Source organism: Sporosarcina sp. NCCP-2331, from assembly GCF_023707945.1.
GTDB lineage: Bacteria > Bacillota > Bacilli > Bacillales_A > Planococcaceae > Sporosarcina > Sporosarcina cascadiensis.
The window spans coordinates 95,351-114,973 of the sequence record NZ_BRCD01000004.1; the positions used below are offsets into that span (position 1 = coordinate 95,351).

Consider the following 19,623-nt stretch of genomic DNA (forward strand, 5'->3'; position numbering starts at 1 on the left):
GGCCGCACAGCTCTCTCCACTTATTTGCTTTCTTTTATCTCCGGACTGCCATCTTCCCGTTCTTTGAAACGAAGCAAATCGCCATTAATGATCGTATCTGAATAATTCAATTCAGTCGTTGCGCGTTCCACGTACGGTTCACACTGCGCTTCATCAGTCGGCTCTCCCGTTTCGATATCATAGCAGACTTCCTGTGCATAAATATTCTTATCTGTCACCAGTCGGCCGTCACGGAAAATGACAAATGGTTCATGGTCTGGCGAGAAGATGTCAGAACCAAATTGCATATCCGCTTTTGTGTCAATCCCCAATAAGTGAAGAATGGTCGGACGCAAGTCGATTTGTCCTGCCAGCTCATCCATTTGCTTCCCTTTGCCTGAACCCGGGATATGGATGAACAATGGAACTTTTTGCAGTTCGGCATTATCAAACGGTGTGATTTCTTTATCCATGTACATGCCCATCGCTTTGTTATGATTTTCCGAAATACCGTAATGATCACCGTACATTACGATAATAGAGTTATCATATAAATCATTTTTCTTCAAATCATCAAAGAAGATTTTTATGGCTTCATCCATATAACGAACTGTCTGGAAATACTTATTCAATGTATTGGAATTAGAAGTATACGCAGGAATCATCATATCTTCTTCATCCAAATCAAATGGATGGTGATTAGTCAAGGTGATCATTCGAGTTCCAAACGGTTTTGGCATATCCTTCATCAGTTCTACCGACTGTTCCAAGAATGGAATATCCTTCATTCCCCAGTTAACTGCCTCGCCTTCGCCAATTGTATAGCTGTCTACGTCATAGAACTTTTGGACGTCAAGTGCTTTGTACATAATGTCGCGGTTCCAGAAGCTTTTACTGTTGGCATGCATGACACTTGTGAAGTAACCATTGTTGTTTAGGCTTTCTGATAATGAATCATACGTGTTGCCGCTATGTGTGAAGAATACTGCGCTGCCGTTACGGCCATACAGTGAATTCTCTACGATAAACTCAGAATCTGAAGTTTTGCCTAAGCCTGTCTGATGATAAAAGTTATCAAAATAGAACGTATCCTTATCATTTGTCAGTTCATTAAGGAATGGCGTGATCTCATGACCGTCCATCTCATTATTGATGACAAAGTTCTGTAAGGATTCCAATGAAACGATAATGACGTTGCGGCCTTCAGCTGTACCGAACATTTTAGGATCGGGCTGTGTACGGTTAGCCTTCACATAGTTCTCTATTTCAGTCAGTTCAGTTCCATCTGCAAATGTACGCTGAGCGTGTGACTTGGACTGAACGAATAGATCATATAAATGATAGTTATATGCCCCGATGTTTTTCACTAATAGCTCGCGGTCAAAACTGCGTGTCAACAATTGCGGGCGCTGTGCTTCCGCCATGGCTAAGTTGAACATCAGCAAGGTGGCTGCTGCTGCAAAGTAAACTTTGCGACCCATTTTTCTTCCTGTAGCTTGAAGAGGCTCCTGAGGAATAAAGCGAATCGCAAGCAGTATGATAATAACATCAGTAAAGAAAAACACATCAAGAAAATGCATGTTCTCTGTAATAGAAGAACTTAAATCTGCAAAGTTACTTGTCTGGAACAGTAACGGAAGTGTGATGAAATCCGTAAAGAAGCGATAGAATACCGCGTTGCTGAACATCACGATGGATGTAAGTATGCTGATTGTTACAATATATCGGTTACGGGTCTTCGTCTTTTTAATAAACAATGCGATCCCATATACAAACGCCAGGAATGTCAGCGGATTGATAAATAGGATAAATTGCTGCATAGCATTATCGATTTTCATATTGAAGCTGGTTAAGTAGCCGATATATGTTGTCAGCCAAGTGGCGATCAATGCGATAATGAGTACGGAATGCTTGGGCCAATCTATTTTCTTCATTCCATCTCTTCCTTTCATTTCTAGTCAAAAGTAGTAGTATGATTTATCTTTGCCTAACAGATAGACGGTTGATTGAAAGAAAAGTTTCAGAAACGAGCAGGAATGGTTCGAACATCCTATCGTTTGTCTGTTTGTATGATCTTATACGATCTCTTTTCGCAGAACCAGCAAGGCTTGTAAGTACGTTTGCTGATCAATGAATTGATAATCGTACAGCTCCTTCACTTCTGATTCCATCAGAATGCTGTCCTGTTTCTTATTGCCTGTATATATAATAATTCCGAACCTTTTAAGCAGCTGGAGTACATCATAAAACTCATTCATCCGTTTCACGCGCTTTCTGACAGTCTATGATACGCTCATCTGTAAATAAATATGAGACGGGAATATCATGCGGTTCCCTGTCTATATTATCCATTATTTGACGTTCAAATACCAAAGATATTGTTTCAAACGGATAACGAAGCAGGTAGCGGTCATAATATCCTCCGCCAAAACCGATACGGTATCCTTCGGGAGAATAGACAACTCCGGGTACAATCTGCAAGTCGATCTCCTCGGGTTCAACGGATTCAGTCTGTTCAATGATAGGTTCCCTTAAATCCATGTAGACAGTTTCTGTCTGATTGAATGATTCAATCAGACGAAAATCCATTTCTCTAGAAGAAGCAGTGCATTTAGGGACAGCAATTCGTTTTCCTGCCTGCCAAGCAATTTGAATCAAACGATGCGTAGCCACTTCTGGAAACCTGGAAAGCGTGATCCCGATTGTCTGTGCATGCTTAAATTCATCCGAAGCAAGAACTCTTTCCTGTATCAGAGTGGATCGCTGTTCGTGATCAGATGGACTTAATTGATGTAATTGCTGCAAGATCTGTTTACGAAGATGCTTTTTATCCAATTACCCTACCTCCCGTAAGAAAAAACCAAAACCGAAGCAGGTTTTGGTTTCAAAGATTATTTCGTTTCACGGTGCAAAGTTTGTTTTTGTTCACGTGAGCAATATTTTTTCATTTCAATGCGTTCCGGATTGTTACGCTTGTTTTTCTTTGAAATATAATTGCGCTCTCCACATTCCGTGCAAGCGAGTGTAATATTTACGCGCATTACTGTCCCTCCCACTCATTAGCGATAGATATAATTAAAAATATGAGCATGATTTATACGACTTATAAATTATACCATAAATTTGATCATTGTACAGCAGAAAGATTCAAATATCATTCGTACAAGGCCTATGGTATTATGAAGGAAACTCTGGTTATTTTGGAGGTATTGAAATGGATATTGCCCTTATTTTGCTCATCATTGGCATAGTGGCTCTTATTGCTTCATTTTTTGTCGGCAATAATTCACGAGCATTTGAAGATGAATTGGAGAAAGTTTCCGTCAGTCTCCACCAGGAAACGAGTAACCTAAAAAAAAGAGTGCGTGTACTCGAAGAAGAATTGATGGTTGGCACACCGGTTACTGACCGCTATACAGCTGCACCAAAAAAAGCTGTACATGCCATCATCGTCAATCAAATCACTGCCCTGCAAAGCCAGGGCTATACAATTTCCGAGATTTCTCAAAGAGCCTCATTGCCCGAAGACGAAGTAGTTGCTGTGCTGCGTTCTAAAGGAGTGCGGATATGATCAAGGATCTATTGCGCTCTGTCGGAATTGGCTGCCTGATCGCAGGCGGTACATTATACGCCATCAGCAATATGCCGCAGGCAGAGGATGAGGACAAGTCATGGAAGAAAGAACTGACAGAAACGAAAAAAGAATTGGAAGTCGTTAAGAAAGAGCTCGCTATTTCCCAAACGATTACGTTAGATGAAACACCTGGAAGTGATCCGGATGCCGAGCAGGTGCCTGACCCGGAAAACGATACGGAAAAGCAACCGGCAGCTGAAGAAATCGAAACAACTGAAGTAACGAAGAAAGTAACAGTTAAACCCGGATCAAACTCTTCAGATTTATCAAGCACTCTGGAACGCGCGCATATTATAGAAGATGCCGCTAAATTTGATGTCTATATGAAAGACTATGGGTATGCCGGCAAGATCCAAATCGGAACATTTGAACTGAGTTCCGACATGAGTTTTAAAGAAATCGCTGAGGTATTGACAAAATAAAACCACCGCTGTGTGTCAATGACACATTAGCGGTGGTTTTCTCATTTTTCTTCTTCAGTTACTTTCTTAATTTTAATTTCAGGAGAAGAATCAATCCGTTTCGCCGCACGTTCTTTTTTTAACTTTAAATACGTGTCTAACGCTTCTTTGACAATTTCATTGGCCGCGGAACCCGGATAGGTGTTTGTGTTGGTAGAAATGTAAGGTATCATCACCGCATAGGCGACTTCTGGATTCTCATACGGCGCAAAACCTACATGAGACAGATTAATTGTCGGTATGACAGGATTTGATTTATTGCCGGTGTAATAAAATGATTGTGCGGTCCCTGTCTTTCCGGCAGCATCGTATTCTTTTAATACACTGGCGGCTGTTCCGTTTGAAGCATGATAAGCGTAGTACATTCCTTTTTTCACTTGATCAATTTCCTGCTGTGTATTATTAATATGATTCAATACTTCTGCCGGCCTTTCTTCCACCAGTTCACCCAATACTTCGCCATCTGGAGAAGGGTCGCGGATTTCTTTCAATATTCTTGGCGCTATTCTATTGCCGTCTGCAGCTACAGTTGACACATATTGAGCCAGCTGCAGCGGAGTATACGTATCAAATTGGCCGATTGAGAAATCCAGTAGTTTCCCGGTAATTGTTTCAGTTCCGGTTACACCGCTGTATTCTCCGGGCAGATCAATGCCGGTTTTGGTTCCCAGGCCGAAAGATGCGAACGTCTGGCGGAATGTCTCAAACGCCGTTTTGTCTATTGCCAGCGCCTGGCCCGGCCGGTAATTCGCTTTGCCGAGCGCCATGGCAATTCGGAACATATAGACGTTGGAAGAACGCCCCAGCGCAGTAATATCATTCACTGCCACTCTGCCGTTACGGTTAAACAGTGATCTCTTTACCGTACGTCCAATACGGATCGGTTCATCGATTTTGACATCGCCGACGTTTACTACACCTTCACTGTAGCCAGTCAGCATGGTAGCCAGTTTTACTGTAGAGCCGGCTTCGTAAGCAGAAGTGAAGGTGCCGAATGTGTAATCTTGGATAGCTAACTTCCCTGTTTCTTCATCCCGCCCTACTTTTTTACCGACTAATGACAAAATTTCGCCGTTATTCGGATCCAGCATAACCAGGAACGCTGACTCGAGAGCACCTGCACTGGCACCTCGTTTCAGTTTCAGTAATTTATTGGACACAATTTCTTCCAAAGCCTCCTGAAGTTCACTGTCTGTCGTCAGCACGAGGTCTTTTCCGGGTTCGCCCTCTTTCACAGTCTTCGTTTCAATGACTTTACCAGTCCGGTCTTTAATATTTTTCACAATAGTCTTTTGACCTTTCAGCAAGTCTTCATAATAAGCTTCGAGATAACTTCTGCCGACCCGGTCGTTGCGGGAATAATCCCTTGCTAAAAAATAATCCAGATGTGAACGCGGAATTCCTTCGATCGGACTTGTCGTTGAACCAAGGATAGCGCTGTCAGATTTCTTGATGCGGTCCCAGTCGGTCGTCGTATTGACTCCCGGCAGTTCATTCAAGCGTTCCGAGACAACTGCAAATTCTTTGTCTGTTACGTCATCACTTTTAATGATCTGGGGGGAATAAGCGTACCCCGCCATCATCTCTCTATAAATCGCCAGAACTTTCAATTGCTGTTCACTTAAAGAGTCTATTTCTTCTTCCGTGATGCGGTCTCTGGTCATTTGGTTAATCTGTCGCTGTTTTTCCTTTTTGGATGTTTTTTCGTTTTTGTTAACATTTTGCATTTCTTTTTTGGTTACTTTTTTGGCTGCCTCTTCAGGATTCAATAAAATCCAAAAGTCCCGCTTGTCCCCCAGCGTCACACGCTTGGTATCCCGGTCAATTAATGTAGACAGCTTTTTTGCCAGTTTCAACATCTCCTCAGAGGAGGTGGACGAAGTTTTTGTATAGGTTATGGCATTTTTGGGTTCATTGTCAACCAGCACTTGACCATTTCGGTCATATATTCTTCCGCGGGGGGTGCTCGTATTGACAGCAATTTCTTCTGTACGTTCGAGCTCCCTGGTGAAATCTTCGCCTTTGACAATCTGCAGATAGCCTAAGCGGAATATCAGCAATGAAAAAAGTACGAAAATCGCTACAAAGAGAAAATTCATTCGAAAAGCAATATGTTTTCGCTGACGTACTTTTGCCTGATCTGCTTTTCTGGTAGTCTTTTTCAACGGGAGTCTCCTTTCTATCAAATTCTATGTATGAGGTATTATAGCATGATGCCATAAAAGAACACACATCTTGACGAATCAGATGTGTGTCGGGTTTCACTTATTTATTGTCTTGGTAACGCTTTTCAACTTCATCCCAGTTTACTACATTCCAGAATGCTGAAATGTAATCAGGACGGCGGTTTTGATAGTTCAGGTAGTATGCGTGCTCCCAAACGTCCAATCCCAGTAAAGGAGTCTTGCCTTCCATTAAAGGAGAGTCCTGGTTAGGTGTTGAAGTTACTTCCAACTCGCCGTTATTCAGTACGAGCCAAGCCCATCCTGAACCGAAACGTGTTGTTGCCGCTTTTGCGAACTCTTCTTTAAGAGCATCAAAGCTGCCGAACTTTTTGTCGATTGCTTCAGCAACCTGACCTTTTGGATTTCCTCCTCCATTTGGAGACAGGATCTGCCAGAAGAATGAGTGGTTTGAATGACCGCCGCCATTGTTGCGGACTGCTGTGCGCTTGTCCTCTGGAACTTTATCCAAGTTTGCCACCAATTCGTCAACCGGCATGTTCAGAAGTTCATCATGACCTTCCAACGCATTGTTCACGTTTGTAATATACGTGTTGTGGTGTTTCGTGTGATGGATGTTCATCGTTTCTTTGTCGATGTGTGGCTCCAACGCATCATAAGCGTATGGTAGTTCTGGTAATGTATAAGCCATTTTCCATTCCTCCTCTAAATTATCTCTGTTTTGCCCTACCTCTTCACATTATCAAAATATGAGACAGCATTCAAAGAAAATGGACTGTCAACGGAGAAAAAATAGAAAAATAGCAATCATGATGCCCATAATGACTCCTTTAACGACAACTGATGTCAAGAAACCGACAACCGAGCCGATTCCAGTCTTAAACGCCTGCTTGATTCCTGAACGGGTGATCAGCAATTCTGCGATGATGGCTCCTAGAAAAGGACCTGCCAGAATTCCAGCGACAGGGATGACAAATGGTCCAATCAGCAAACCAACAGTACTGCCCCACATGCCTGCTTTGCTGCCGCCGAAACGTTTGACGCCGACCAGATTGGCGATCGTATCCGCTCCGAACAGCAACACGACAAATAACACTTCAATTACCCAGAATAGCCACGTCAGCTCATCAAATGAAATGATAAAACCGTACGCTAGAAAACCCGCAAGTATAAAAACAACAGAAGGAATGATGGGATAAACAAGTCCTGCAAATGCAATGCAAAACAAAAGTACCGTAACAATCCAGCCCATCCAGATCATGCGCCCACTCCTCTTTTATAAAATTTTCATCAGATTACTCATTCTACATCATATCCCGGTAAAAAAGAAAATCAGGCATTGCGGCGTAATTGCGGCAATGCCTGATTCATCTGTATTCATATTCAGCACCTATTCACACATGTTTACCTAAAATAGCTTCCGCAATGTTTACCGCATGATCGCCGATCCGTTCCAAGTTTGAAACGATATCTACGAAGACCATGCCTGCCTGCGCACTGCAGCTTCCTTCATTCAGGCGGACGATATGATTCTTACGGAAACGGCGTTCCATATTATCAATCAAATCTTCTTTTTCAGAAACCGTGCGGGCAATTCCGATGTCGGATTTATCCAGAGATTCAATTGCCTTTTGTACAGTTTCAATCGTCAGTGTAAACATTTCGGTTAAATCGACCATTGCATCGTCAGTCAGTTTTAATTTATTGGTCTCGCGCAAATCGATCAGTTCGACGATATTTTCAAAATGATCTCCAATCCGTTCAATATCCCGTACACTGTCCATCAGCATGACGTGACGTGCGGACTCCGCAGGTGCAACAGTAACGGTGGAGATCTCCACCAGATAATCCGTGATCTTACGGTCCAGGTTATTGATGGCGTCTTCAATCTGATACGCTGTCTCCGCATGCTTTTTCTGACCAGTCTTCAAGTATTCGAATGTTTCATTCAGACCCTGCACACTGAAGTCACCCATGCGGATAATCTCTTCCTTTGCTTGTCCAATCGCTACAGCAGGTGATTGCGCAATGAAATGCCGGTCCAAGTGCTTCGGTTTGTATTCGATCGTGACATCTTCCCCCGGTATCATCTTCGTCACCAAATATGCCCAGGCCCCGATAAATGGAAACTGTAAAACCGTATTCGCGACGTTGAATGAACCGTGTGCAAATGCAATCTGCATCTTACTCTCCAAATGAAGTAAGCCGGAAATCCATTCCACATATGCAGTAAAAGGAATCAGCAGGATCATGAAAATGATGGTGCCGACAATATTAAACAGGACATGTGTCGCAGCGGCACGTCTGGCAGCGACAGAGGTGCCGATGGCCGCAAGAACCGCAGTAATCGTAGTGCCGATATTGTCGCCAAACAGGATTGGCAGGGCTGCCTTCATTGTCACGAGGTCTTCAGCATAGAGTCCTTGCAAAATCCCGACTGTCGCACTGGAGCTTTGAACGACGAGTGTAAAGATCGTACCGGCCACTACTCCCAATAATGAGTGTTCACTCATGGCAAGTGTGAAATCACCGAATGCTTCCAGGGTGCGGAGCGGCTTCATGCCGTCACTCATTAACTCCAGGCCCAAGAACAAGCCTCCGAAGCCGAAAATGACTTCCCCCAGGTTTTTGATTTTTGCTTTACGCATAAAGAAAATCAAAAATGCGCCGACTGCCATGATCGGCAGAGCATAGGCTCCTACATCCAGACCGATGATGAATGCAGTAACTGTAGTACCGATATTGGCACCCATGATAACGCCGATTGCCTGACGGAGCGTCATGAAACCGGCACTTACAAGTCCGACGGTGATAACGGTCGTTCCCGAACTGGATTGAATGAGTACCGTAACAATAATACCGACAAGAACGCCCATAAATGGATTCGTAGTAAAACGGTCCAAGATTGCACGAAGCCTGTCCCCCGCAGCTTTTTGCAATCCATCTCCCATGTACTTAATTGCGAAAAGGAAAATACCTAATCCCCCAAGAAACTGGAACACCACTTCCTGCCAGTTAACTTCCATTTAATTGTCAACCTCCATCAAACGATTATGTATGGTTTTACCTCTTCCCACTCGTGACGCAAGTGGGAAGTTTCACCCTATTATGTTAGGAGCGGCAGCAAATTGTAAAGTACTCAACACTAATCTTTACAACACCTTAACAAAGCAGCAATGATTTGTCATAAGAATGTCGAAATTTCACGTTACATGAAGGTTTTAAATAAATGATAGACTATACTGTAGAAAGGGAGGCCGTTTCATTGAATCTGAAATTTCGTCAGCTGTTTACCGCTTCATTGCACGAACCTAAGAAACTGGCTGCATTTCGATTGCTGCCGATCGGTAAAGTGATTCAATACCTATTCATTTTTGTCTTTCTATATACTGTCATCGCATTTCTGCAGTTTTTAATCGGCGACCATACACTTTTTCAATCGACGCCTGAAATCGCTGAAATCGGTAAAACGATCGGTTTATTACTTTACCCGGTTGCCTTCATACTGCAGCTCGTCATTATCACATCGTATTTATTTATTCGCATCAGCATTTTTGGTATTATAGGAGTATTGTTGTTGAGGTTGCTGAGCCGCAGAGGTGAGTTTCGATTTATGTGGCGGACTGCGGCGATTGCTGCCACTCTCCCTATTTTGCTGACGATGGTATTTGAATTCATGCCAGGCATGCAAAATTACAGCTTGTGGATCTCGTCGCTTGTCCATCTGCTCTATGTGTGGCGGGCAGCGGTATATTATCCTAAGAAACCGCGATGAATATTCCCCTTCCTGTCTGCATAGTGTGTGACAGGAGGGATTGCCATGAGAATATTTATACTTGCACTCGCTGTTTTTTGTATCGTTCATTTCGTTCGCGTGGATTTGACAGATGGGACAATCCCTCTTGCAGCCTTTTTCGACGATGAAACGTCCTGTATTGAGGAAGCGGTCAATCCTTCCATTGTCATTCGGACGGTTGAAGATGATACAATAGAGTCGTTATTTGCATTATACCCAGACCCAACTCATAATTTTCTGGAAAGGCTCGAGTTGTTTTATGACTTGAATCCTCATCTGGAGCGCCAGAAGCTTCTGGCGGGCGAACAAATCCAGTTGCCTCTCGGAGCAGAAACAGATTCAGCTTGCCAGGAACAGAGCACAAAGTAATTTTCCATTCATTTATGGTGGATGTATTTAGTTATTTATTTATTTGAAGGAGAGAATCGCAATGACAGAAATGATTCATCGTTCCAACACCCGTCCTGTAAAAGTCGGTAACCTGACAATCGGGGGAAGCAATGAACTGTTTATTCAAAGTATGACGACTACGAAAACGCATGATGTGGAGGCTACTGTTGCCGAAATCCTTCGTTTAGAAGAAGCAGGATGTCAAATTGTACGTGTAGCCTGCCCGGATGAGCGTGCTGCTTATTCAATCGGCGAAATTAAAAAGCGCATCAATATTCCGTTAGTAGTAGATATTCATTTTGACTATAAATTAGCTTTAATTGCAATTGAGCAAGGTGCAGATAAAATCAGAATCAACCCGGGAAACATTGGACGCCAGTCAAAAGTAGAAGCTGTCGTTAATGCCGCAAAGGCAAAAGGCATTCCGATCCGTATCGGTGTAAACGCCGGTTCACTCGAGAAGAAAATTCTTGAAAAGTACGGCTATCCGACTGCTGAGGGCATGGTAGAAAGCGCCCTGCATCATATTAAGATCTTAGAAGACTTGGATTTCCACGATATTATCGTTTCATTGAAAGCTTCAGATGTAAACTTAGCGATTGAGGCTTATAAATTAGCTGCGGCGGCATTTGACTATCCGTTGCACTTGGGCATCACAGAATCCGGTACGCTGTTCGCGGGTTCTATTAAAAGTTCAGCGGGACTTGGCACATTGCTGTCAGCAGGCATCGGAAACACGATGCGCGTGTCGCTGAGTGCTGACCCTGTTCAGGAAATTAAAGTGGCAAGAGAGCTTCTGAAAGTATTTGGATTGTCTTCGAATGCTGCAACACTGATTTCCTGCCCGACTTGCGGACGTATCGAAATCGACTTGATTTCCATTGCCAATGAAGTGGAAGAATATATTTCTCATATTAAAGCACCGTTAAAAGTAGCAGTGCTCGGCTGTGCAGTAAACGGACCGGGTGAAGCAAGAGAAGCAGATATCGGAATTGCGGGAGCCCGCGGTGAAGGGCTGCTGTTCATGCACGGTAAAACTGTCCGTAAAGTACCAGAAGAAACAATGGTGGAGGAACTGAAGAAAGAAATCGATAAACTGGCAGAGGAATACTTCGAAAAGAAAAGACAGGAAGAGGCATTGGTTCAGGGCGGCGTTTCTGAATGAAAACCCGTTTTGGAATCGATATTGACGGAACCGTAACATGCCCTACTTCCCTGCTGCCTCATATCAATAAGCGCTTTGGTTCGAATTTGACACTTGAAGATATTAAAGAGTATGATCTGACGAAAGCTTTTGATGTGGATCCTGTCCAATTCGGCGAGTGGTATAAAGGGGCGGAGGAATTGATTTATCAAACATCCCCTGCCCAGCAGTTTGCAAAAGAAGTGCTGTCAGACTGGAAAAAACAGTATGAGCTGTACTACATCTCAGCTCGCGGTCAAAATGTACTCGAATGCACGACCAATTGGTTTCAGGAACAACAGATACCGTTTGATCATGTAGAGTTGATCGGCACGCATCATAAGATCGAAACAGCAAAACGCTTGTCTGTAAATGCTTTTTTCGAAGATAAACATGACAATGCAGTGGAAATCCATGAAGAACTGGATATCCCCGTATTCTTGTTTGACACGCCGTACAATCGCAAGCCTATTCCAGACGGGGTCATTCGGGTGAATGACTGGCAGGAAGCGAATCGGCAAGTTCAGCGATTGTTTGCTTAAATTGAAATTCCGATAATGAATCTGAAAAACGCTTAGAATATCTAAGCGTTTTTTTGTGTATTTCATCTCAATTAACAGTCACTCTATAAAAAGCATGAGCTACATATTATAAGGAAGCAGCACAAGTACGATTATTCCAATCACTGGAGGAGTGAGGAGACAGGAGGAGTGCTAGTTCCCGTAATGCGAAGCCGAGAAATATGCCAAACTCCGATCCGATGTTTTCTAGAAAAACAACCATTTTTCCTTTCTGCTTATATATATAGATAAATACCTTTCAAAAGTAGAAAATTCTACTTTTGTTAAGTGTTTTTTGGGTCTGCACCAAAATCTGTTCTTGACAACTTGTCATGTATGTATTGCGAAAATCATGCTGCAGTTTAAACCCGCTTCGGCGCTGGGGGATTGCCTTACGCTATGAGCCAGCTGGCAAAGACCGCGCCAGTTGTCTCATAGCAACGGCTAACCCCGCAGTTGCGCCTTCGCTGGTGTGGAGAAAATATGTCCTGCTGCTTTTTAACAGAGTACCAGTTGAGTAGTATGTTTTCGTTTTTCAACCATGCAAACACAATAATCGCAAGAATCTTTGCCTTTGCGGACTGCTAAGTGTTGCATGAAACACTGGTACCTACGTAATAACCTCAAATAATATGCTCAAACTGCCACTCACATAAAATGTATTAAAACACCAGCCAGTGTACCTTCGTTCCAGGCAACCTAAGTACGCCGCAAGTGCCTTAATTTCTGTAAAGACCACAGAAATACGGCAAAGCGAACCCTTCGCCGTTCGCTTGGCAACGGTTGCATGACTCACTTCGTGTGAGCCCGCGGCTAAAAACTACCGGGAGGATCAGCCCGTTAGGATGAGACAACTAAAGGGAGCGAAAGCCTTTACGAAGAAAGGCTTTTGCGAATAAAAGCGTAGCGTTATGAGCACAGTTTGCCTTAATTTCCGCAAAGAGCGCAAAAATACGGCAAAGCAAACCCTTCGCTGTTCGCTTGGCTCACCGAGGGCCCGCAGGACACGCGTCCGCCTGGAACGCAGGGGAACGGTCTCCTACCCATTTACCATCCTATACTGCGCAATCACAGTCAAATCTACGAAATAGACTGTCAAGCACATGTTTTGGTGAAGAGCCTGTTTTTTTATTATTTATATTTACGTGATTTGTAAGGATAGTTGTTTGCTATGAAGTTGGTGGAATGTGATAAAAAAAGTTTCATTCCTCAAAAAAATGAGGAATGAAACTTATGAGTTTGCGGTAATCGCGCCCGTTTACTGAAAGAAATATATTTAATTTCTGATCTCCTTTAACATTGCTTTAAACCTAATTTATCAAACTCATCGATACTAAATCTTTTAGTATGTTACGATGTAATAAAATAAAAAAATGAGGTGATTACAGTGTTTCGATACGTAATTACTTTTGTACTAGGTTTTTCATTGACTTTTATTATTTCAGATGGTTTTTTCGAGCAATACAATATAATTTTAAATCTACTTTTCAGAACATTTTTCGCTTTATTCTTCCTCGTTATTATTTGGTTATTACAAAAAAATAGAAGTAGTACCAAATGAAATAACAAGAAGAACTGGCCCAATTTTGGTACAGTTCTTATTCTAAAAGTGCAAAAGTGAATTTCCAATTTTGCACTTTTAATATGAATACCTAGAGTCTACCGAATTGATTTGTAAAATAAAGTTATTCATCATTAAGATCAATTTCGAAAGGTTTTTCTTCATATTTGGAAACATCGTATTTTCCAATCACTTGATAATTACTAGACGCTTCATCATCAGGATTAAGCTTATTAAAATCGACTACACCTAGGGCATCTGACATCATATTCAATAAATATTTTGGTTCTGGAGCTTCTTCTACTGTGGCAAGAACAAGTGCATTTCGCAAATATCCTGCATGTTGAGAAAGTAATTGAGCATTGATGTCTAGCCTATTTGCTTCAGCAAAAAGCTTCATGAAAATTGAAACTGTTCTTGTATTTCCTTCTCGGTAAGGATGAACACGCCAAAGCTTTATCATAAATGTAGAAAAGTCTTTTACAAGACTAGGATTGGAATAGCTCCATTGTATAGATTTAGACCAACTGAAAACAGTTTTCAAATCAGATATAATATGATCTTTATCGCTATAAGTAACTGATAATCCATTTAAAACCTGTTCACTTTTAGATATATTGACTGATCGAAACTCTCCAGCCCATGAATATAGCTCATGAAAAAGAAAGTGATGAATTATTTGGAGGCTTTCGTATTTATGGAAATCAATCTTTTGGCTAATAGAAGAAATATCCACTATCCCAGCTATTAATAACTGTGCTTCAACGTCAATTAATTGTTGTTCATCCTGAATATCCAATTTATTGATTAAGACGTTTGTATTAGGATAAATATAAGGATCCATAAATTACTGTGAAGCCTTTGTATATTTTTCAACAATCGCTTGCTTCAATTGACTGGATGATACTTGACCCTTTTCATATTGATTTAAAAGGTTCTTTGTAAATACACTTGGTTTTCCACCGTCAATTGCAGCCATTCCAACCGCAAATTCTACTTGTTTTTGGCGTTCTATTCGTGAATTTTCATTCATAATTAACACCCCTCTTTTGTTATTACCTCTATTATACCAGTTTTCATGTACCATGAGATAGTTCGTTCACTTTATAAAGTTTTTTACCTACCATAAGATTGGTTAAGAAATTGTGTTAAGATGAATATCTCCATCAGCCATAAAGAGCCCAAGACTTATCCGAACCGCGGATTGTCTTGAGCTCTAGATCTTATTTATTAAAAATGTACTGTGCGCACTTACACTCTAATACAATCCGGACATCTGCCATAAATCTCAAACTTATGTCCGTCTATTTCATATTCCGACAGATTCACCGTCACACTATCCATCGGACAGCTGGGAATGGATTTTGTATTCCCGCATGTCGTGCAGATAAAATGATGATGATGATGATCAGTGGCACATTGCATGCGGAAAAGACGTTCCCCATTTAATTCCGTTTCGTCCAATATACCAAGCTTTGAAAAAACGGCCAGATTCCGATAGATCGTATCAAAACTGATACCCGGATTAGCCTTCTCTACCGCTGTTCTGACTTCCATCGCCGTGACATAACGATCTGCCTGATCAAAAAACTCCAGCAGAATATCCCGGTTTTTTGTCCGTTTAAAGTCATGCTTCAATAAAATTTCCCACGCTTCATCAATCGTCATACCGATACGCCCCTCTCGATCATCATGACCGTACTTTCTTCCCAAAAAGCACAATCAGTAAGATGAATACTGAAGTTACTACAATTGTTCCGCCTGGTGCAATATCTAAATAATAAGCAGATATGAGTCCAATGATCACAGCAATTTCACCAAATATGATGGAATAAATCAATGCACCTTTATAGCTTTTGGCCAGCTGGATCGCCGCCGCCACAGGCAATGTCATCAATGACGATACGAGCAAGATCCCGACGATACGCATAGAAGCTCCGATAACGAGTGCTGTAATCACCATAAATGCCGCTTGAATAATTCGTTCATTAACCCCTGACACTCTTGCATACTCTGGATCAAACGCTAATGAAAACAACTCTTTATATAAAAAGTATATAAATAAAATCACAATGACTGCAATCAGCAGGACGATATACAGATCCTGGCGGCTGACAGCGGAAACAGAGCCGAATAAATAACCGACCAAATCTGTGCCAAAACCTTTTGCCAATGAAATAAATATCGCGCCGAAGCCAATTCCGGCAGAAAGGATAATCGGTATGGCCAGCTCTTCAAAACTTTTATAGATTCTTCGCAGCCGTTCAATCAGCAAGGAACCGACGACAGCGGCTCCCATTCCTAAATACACCGGATTCAGCGCAGCAAAAAATAATACTTGCTGACTCAAATACAAGCTGCCTGCAATCCCCGCCAAAGCCACGTGGCTTAATGCATCGGAAATCATCGCCATGCGGCGAACCACAATGAATAATCCAAGCATCGGTGCAATCAGTCCTATAACCAGTCCGGAGAGTACCGCATTCTGTAAAAACTCGTAGGTGAAAATCGCTTCAATCATGTGAGATTCTCCGTTTCCTTCTGATGAAGCCGACGAACCGGATGGCCGTACCAGCCAGACAATTCTTCTTCACTCATTTTTTCGTAGTCCTGATGCATACCATGGAAATGTATCGTATGGTTCAGACACGCCACATGCGTAGCGAGCTGTGTCACTAAATCAACTTCATGCGTGACCAGTAAAATTGCAATACCATACTCACGGTTTAATTCACTGAGCATAGAATAAAAAGAATCAGCATTTTGTCTGTCAATCCCGACTGTCGGCTCATCCATAATAAGCAGATCAGGCTTGCTTACAAGCGCTCTCGCAATAAAAACGCGCTGCTGCTGTCCGCCTGAAAGATCGCCTATGCTCTCAGACTGCCGGTCCGCCATTTTGACGACTTCCAAAGCATCGATTGCCCGCTGTTCATCTTCTTTAGTAAATCGTTTAAACAGTCCTTTTTTGCTCGTCAGGCCGCTCTTGACGACTTCTAGGACAGTAGCAGGAAACTTTGTAGTAAAAGCATTGGCTTTCTGTGAAACATAGCCAATTCGCTGTTGCTGTTTGAATGAATCGATTGGCACGCCGAATAATTCGACCGTCCCCTCCATTGGCGTCAAGAGTCCCAAGATGATTTTTAGCAACGTGGACTTGCCGGAACCGTTCGGACCGATCAATGCCCAAAATTCACCCTGTTTCACTTCGAGACTGACGTCAGATAAGGCGATGGAATGATGATATTTGTGTGTTATATGCTCTAATTTGATGATGGTATTTGTCATATACATATCCCTTCCTTCAATTCGTAATCATTCCGATTACTTTATGCATTATATAGGAAGTTGCACAGGGATACAACCAATTGAAAGGATTTGATACAGATGGATTTACTTCAGCTGATTCAGGAGATTAAACAGTTATCGGATCAGGATGCACAGAACTATGCAGCGAGTAACGGAGTTCAGCTAACCGTAAAACAGATTCAACAGCTTCGTCCTTTGCTGGATGAGGTTTCTCTGTCCTGGCTGTTCACGGGAATCCCTGCGGCATTTTTAGAGAAGGTCTCTTCTATTATCGGTTATGAGGAAATGATCTTGTATATGGAACAGTATAAACTGCAATAAAAAAAGCGCTGCATCTCTGCAGCGCCTGTAATATGATATTAAACGTTCAATTCTTTCAGTAATTCAGGCGTAAACTTTTTGTTCTTCAGCATAGCGATTTCAACTGCATACGGAGCTCTTTTATTTGCTTTGTCCGTCCCGATGAAAGGCGTCTCCAAAATTTTTGGAACGTCTTTAAACGTCGGGTGATGGACAATATATGCGAGCGGGTCAAAACCAATATGACCAAAACCGATGTTTTCATGACGGTCTTTTCCTGCGCCGCATTCGTTTTTGCTGTCGTTGACGTGGATAACAGAAATCCGGTCAAGCCCGACAATTTTGTCGAACTCTTCAAGAACGCCTGCAAAGTCATTCACGATATCATAGCCTGCGTCGTGAACGTGGCATGTATCGAAACAGACGGAAAGCCGTTCATTGTTTTCCACGCCGTCAATGATCTTTGCAATCTCATCGAAACTTCTGCCGCATTCTGTACCCTTCCCCGCCATTGTCTCGAGTGCAATACGTACATTTGCATTTTCAGAAAGCACTTCATTAAGACCTTCAATGATTTTAGCAATGCCTGTCTCTGCTCCTGCACCTACGTGAGCGCCAGGATGAAGTACAATTTGATTGGCACCCAGCGCTTCCGTGCGTCGAATTTCCTGCTGCAGAAAATCTACGCCCAGACGGAAGGTTTCTGGCTTTGTCGTGTTGGCGATATTGATGATATAAGGCGCGTGGACAACGATATTTGACTGTCCGCTCTTATTCATCAGCGCAGTTCCGCTCTCTATATTCAATTCCTCTATCGGTTTACGTCTGGTGTTCTGCGGTGCTCCAGTGTAGATCATAAATGTGTTGGCTCCGTAGCCTGCCGCCTCTTCACTGGATCCTTCCAGCATCTTCTTGCCGCTCATGGATACGTGGGAGCCTAATAGGATTTCATTTGCACTCATGATTTCTTTTTTATTCTCCTTTGTCTCTTCTTGAACTTTTCTTTTTCTTCTGCCATTTTCTTCTTATAGCCAGGCTTCACTTTATCAGGTTTACGGACAAACGAATCTGCTTTCTTATCGATTTCATCTGTTTCTCTAACCCGTTTCTTCCGTGCCTGACGTTCTTTCACTTCGATCCATTCGCCGTTTTTGACATCTTCGTGGGCGAACGGTATGCCAAGCTTTTCAATACGGTTAATCGCATCTTCATCTGCCGGTTCGTATAACGTGATCGCTGTGCCCTCTAAACCTGCACGCGCTGTACGACCGACACGGTGAATAAAGAACTCAAGATCTTCCGGCAATTCAAAGTTGATAACGTGGCTGACACCCGGGATATCGATTCCTCTCGCAGCCAAATCAGTTGCGACGATGTATTGATATTCAAGATCACGCACCTGCTTCATCATCCGTGTACGTTCACGCGGTGTCAGGTCTCCGTGTATACGGCCCGGCTTAAAACCATGTGCCGATAAATAGTTCGCAAGCTGATCTGCGTTTTGCTTCGTATTCGTAAAGATGATCGCCAAGTAAGGCTGTATCGCATCCATTACATGAAGCAGTTTCTTATTTTTGTCCATACTTCTGACAGGAACCAATGAATAGTGCATGTTCTCCGTCAACGGCTTTTTATCATCCATTTGTACATGTACAGGCGAATTCATATATTTAGCAAGGAACGGTTTCAGCTTTTCGGGAATTGTTGCTGAAAATACATACATGTTGAGCTTATTCGGCATTCTGGAAGCAAATTTATCAATATCTTCAATGAATCCCATATCAAATGCAAGATCGGCTTCATCAATTACAAGCTGAGTCGCCGTATGAATTGCCAAGGCACCTGTCTCAGACATATCCTGTATCCGGCCTGGTGTTCCCACGATGATATGCGGCGTACTGCGCAAACGATCTGCAGACCTTTTCTTATCGGTACCGCCAATAAGAATTGCACTTTTAATATCGGTGCCGTCAATCAGCTTCTTCAATTCATTATGAAGCTGGGTCGCTAATTCACGGGTTGGTGCAGTGATCACCGTCTGCAGTTCATCTGTCTCTGTGTCGATTTTTTCCACAAGAGGAATCAGGAAACTGTGTGATTTTCCTGTCCCTGTATGTGCCTGTCCAATCGCACTGGTATTTTTCATTATAAGTGGAATCATTTCTTTTTGAATGGGTGTCGGTTCTTCAAACCCTAATTTTTGAATGGCTTCCCTCAAAAACGGTTTGAATTGATAATCTGTAAATTTAGACATATCGTTCCTCCTC

General features: G+C 42.5%; 22 protein-coding genes. 7 read left to right on the plus strand and 15 right to left on the minus strand.

Going from position 1 to position 19,623, the window contains the following annotated elements:
• Nucleotides 1-20: 20 nt before the first annotated feature.
• The 4 genes from NCCP2331_RS03745 to rpmG all read right to left on the minus strand — a co-directional run bounded on the left by NCCP2331_RS03745 (nucleotide 21) and on the right by rpmG (nucleotide 3,020).
• The gene (locus tag NCCP2331_RS03745; protein ID WP_251668614.1) at nucleotides 21-1,913 is read right to left on the minus strand and encodes an LTA synthase family protein; all 1,893 of its coding nucleotides are present in this window, start codon (nucleotides 1,911-1,913) and stop codon (nucleotides 21-23) included.
• A gap of 141 nt (nucleotides 1,914-2,054) precedes the next feature.
• Nucleotides 2,055-2,237, minus strand: a complete 183-nt coding sequence (locus NCCP2331_RS03750; protein WP_153722336.1) for a YqgQ family protein — start codon at nucleotides 2,235-2,237, stop codon at nucleotides 2,055-2,057.
• Nucleotides 2,230-2,814 carry a 5-formyltetrahydrofolate cyclo-ligase gene (locus NCCP2331_RS03755; RefSeq protein WP_251668616.1) on the minus strand — a complete coding sequence of 195 codons (585 nt, stop codon included), beginning with the start codon at nucleotides 2,812-2,814 and terminating at the stop codon, nucleotides 2,230-2,232. The genes NCCP2331_RS03750 and NCCP2331_RS03755 overlap by 8 nt, the downstream gene beginning before the upstream one ends.
• 56 nt (nucleotides 2,815-2,870) lie before the next feature.
• Complete coding sequence (gene rpmG / locus NCCP2331_RS03760; RefSeq protein WP_153722334.1) at nucleotides 2,871-3,020, minus strand: 50S ribosomal protein L33; 150 nt, start codon at nucleotides 3,018-3,020, stop codon at nucleotides 2,871-2,873.
• A 173-nt stretch (nucleotides 3,021-3,193) separates the two neighbouring features.
• Between rpmG and NCCP2331_RS03765 the strand changes: the two genes are divergently transcribed.
• Together NCCP2331_RS03765 and NCCP2331_RS03770 are read left to right on the plus strand one after the other, a co-directional pair.
• A complete protein-coding gene (locus NCCP2331_RS03765) occupies nucleotides 3,194-3,550 on the plus strand; it encodes a hypothetical protein (protein WP_251668618.1) in 357 nt (118 codons plus the stop codon).
• Nucleotides 3,547-4,035 (plus strand): MltG/YceG/YrrL family protein, encoded by a 489-nt coding sequence (locus NCCP2331_RS03770; protein WP_251668620.1) that lies wholly within the window; start codon nucleotides 3,547-3,549, stop codon nucleotides 4,033-4,035. Before NCCP2331_RS03765 ends, NCCP2331_RS03770 begins: the two co-directional genes overlap by 4 nt.
• A gap of 41 nt (nucleotides 4,036-4,076) precedes the next feature.
• On the opposite strand, the gene NCCP2331_RS03775 is transcribed toward NCCP2331_RS03770, so the two are convergent.
• From NCCP2331_RS03775 to NCCP2331_RS03790, 4 genes are all read right to left on the minus strand, one after another.
• Nucleotides 4,077-6,239 carry a peptidoglycan D,D-transpeptidase FtsI family protein gene (locus tag NCCP2331_RS03775; protein WP_251668622.1) on the minus strand — a complete coding sequence of 721 codons (2,163 nt, stop codon included), beginning with the start codon at nucleotides 6,237-6,239 and terminating at the stop codon, nucleotides 4,077-4,079.
• Nucleotides 6,240-6,339: 100 nt separating this feature from the next.
• Entirely contained in the window at nucleotides 6,340-6,948 is a 609-nt protein-coding gene (locus NCCP2331_RS03780) for a superoxide dismutase (RefSeq protein ID WP_153722331.1), read from the minus strand.
• Nucleotides 6,949-7,035: 87 nt separating this feature from the next.
• Entirely contained in the window at nucleotides 7,036-7,518 is a 483-nt protein-coding gene (locus NCCP2331_RS03785; protein ID WP_251668632.1) for a DUF456 domain-containing protein, read from the minus strand.
• A 133-nt stretch (nucleotides 7,519-7,651) separates the two neighbouring features.
• Entirely contained in the window at nucleotides 7,652-9,283 is a 1,632-nt protein-coding gene (locus NCCP2331_RS03790) for a Na/Pi cotransporter family protein (protein ID WP_251668635.1), read from the minus strand.
• Nucleotides 9,284-9,522: 239 nt separating this feature from the next.
• On the opposite strand from NCCP2331_RS03790, the gene NCCP2331_RS03795 reads away from it, so the two are divergent.
• The 4 genes from NCCP2331_RS03795 (at nucleotide 9,523) to NCCP2331_RS03810 (ending at nucleotide 12,168) form a co-directional block, all read left to right on the plus strand.
• Complete coding sequence (locus tag NCCP2331_RS03795; protein WP_251668637.1) at nucleotides 9,523-10,032, plus strand: DUF1189 family protein; 510 nt, start codon at nucleotides 9,523-9,525, stop codon at nucleotides 10,030-10,032.
• A 45-nt stretch (nucleotides 10,033-10,077) separates the two neighbouring features.
• Nucleotides 10,078-10,422, plus strand: a complete 345-nt coding sequence (locus tag NCCP2331_RS03800; protein WP_153722327.1) for a hypothetical protein — start codon at nucleotides 10,078-10,080, stop codon at nucleotides 10,420-10,422.
• A gap of 61 nt (nucleotides 10,423-10,483) precedes the next feature.
• Complete coding sequence (gene ispG / locus NCCP2331_RS03805) at nucleotides 10,484-11,608, plus strand: flavodoxin-dependent (E)-4-hydroxy-3-methylbut-2-enyl-diphosphate synthase (RefSeq protein ID WP_255425145.1); 1,125 nt, start codon at nucleotides 10,484-10,486, stop codon at nucleotides 11,606-11,608.
• Nucleotides 11,605-12,168, plus strand: coding sequence for a 5' nucleotidase, NT5C type (locus tag NCCP2331_RS03810; RefSeq protein WP_251668639.1), 564 nt, complete (start codon nucleotides 11,605-11,607; stop codon nucleotides 12,166-12,168). Before ispG ends, NCCP2331_RS03810 begins: the two co-directional genes overlap by 4 nt.
• 1,703 nt (nucleotides 12,169-13,871) lie before the next feature.
• Here NCCP2331_RS03810 and NCCP2331_RS03815 read toward each other — a convergent pair.
• The 5 genes from NCCP2331_RS03815 to NCCP2331_RS03835 form a co-directional block, all read right to left on the minus strand.
• Nucleotides 13,872-14,591 carry a Fic/DOC family protein gene (locus NCCP2331_RS03815; RefSeq protein ID WP_251668644.1) on the minus strand — a complete coding sequence of 240 codons (720 nt, stop codon included), beginning with the start codon at nucleotides 14,589-14,591 and terminating at the stop codon, nucleotides 13,872-13,874.
• 3 nt (nucleotides 14,592-14,594) lie between these two features.
• Nucleotides 14,595-14,780, minus strand: coding sequence for an antitoxin VbhA family protein (locus NCCP2331_RS03820; protein ID WP_251668645.1), 186 nt, complete (start codon nucleotides 14,778-14,780; stop codon nucleotides 14,595-14,597).
• Nucleotides 14,781-14,998: 218 nt separating this feature from the next.
• Nucleotides 14,999-15,415 carry a Fur family transcriptional regulator gene (locus tag NCCP2331_RS03825; protein WP_251668647.1) on the minus strand — a complete coding sequence of 139 codons (417 nt, stop codon included), beginning with the start codon at nucleotides 15,413-15,415 and terminating at the stop codon, nucleotides 14,999-15,001.
• 22 nt (nucleotides 15,416-15,437) lie between these two features.
• Nucleotides 15,438-16,268, minus strand: coding sequence for a metal ABC transporter permease (locus NCCP2331_RS03830; RefSeq protein ID WP_251668649.1), 831 nt, complete (start codon nucleotides 16,266-16,268; stop codon nucleotides 15,438-15,440).
• On the minus strand, nucleotides 16,265-17,035 hold the full coding sequence (locus NCCP2331_RS03835; RefSeq protein WP_251668651.1) for a metal ABC transporter ATP-binding protein: 771 nt from the start codon (nucleotides 17,033-17,035) through the stop codon (nucleotides 16,265-16,267). Before NCCP2331_RS03835 ends, NCCP2331_RS03830 begins: the two co-directional genes overlap by 4 nt.
• A 99-nt stretch (nucleotides 17,036-17,134) precedes the next feature.
• On the opposite strand from NCCP2331_RS03835, the gene NCCP2331_RS03840 reads away from it, so the two are divergent.
• The gene (locus tag NCCP2331_RS03840) at nucleotides 17,135-17,377 is read left to right on the plus strand and encodes a hypothetical protein (protein ID WP_153722320.1); all 243 of its coding nucleotides are present in this window, start codon (nucleotides 17,135-17,137) and stop codon (nucleotides 17,375-17,377) included.
• A gap of 38 nt (nucleotides 17,378-17,415) precedes the next feature.
• Here the strand turns inward: NCCP2331_RS03840 and NCCP2331_RS03845 are convergent, their stop codons facing one another.
• Together NCCP2331_RS03845 and NCCP2331_RS03850 are read right to left on the minus strand one after the other, a co-directional pair.
• On the minus strand, nucleotides 17,416-18,303 hold the full coding sequence (locus NCCP2331_RS03845) for a deoxyribonuclease IV (protein WP_251668712.1): 888 nt from the start codon (nucleotides 18,301-18,303) through the stop codon (nucleotides 17,416-17,418).
• 11 nt (nucleotides 18,304-18,314) lie between these two features.
• Nucleotides 18,315-19,610, minus strand: a complete 1,296-nt coding sequence (locus tag NCCP2331_RS03850; protein ID WP_153722319.1) for a DEAD/DEAH box helicase — start codon at nucleotides 19,608-19,610, stop codon at nucleotides 18,315-18,317.
• Between the last annotated feature and the right edge of the window lie 13 nt (nucleotides 19,611-19,623).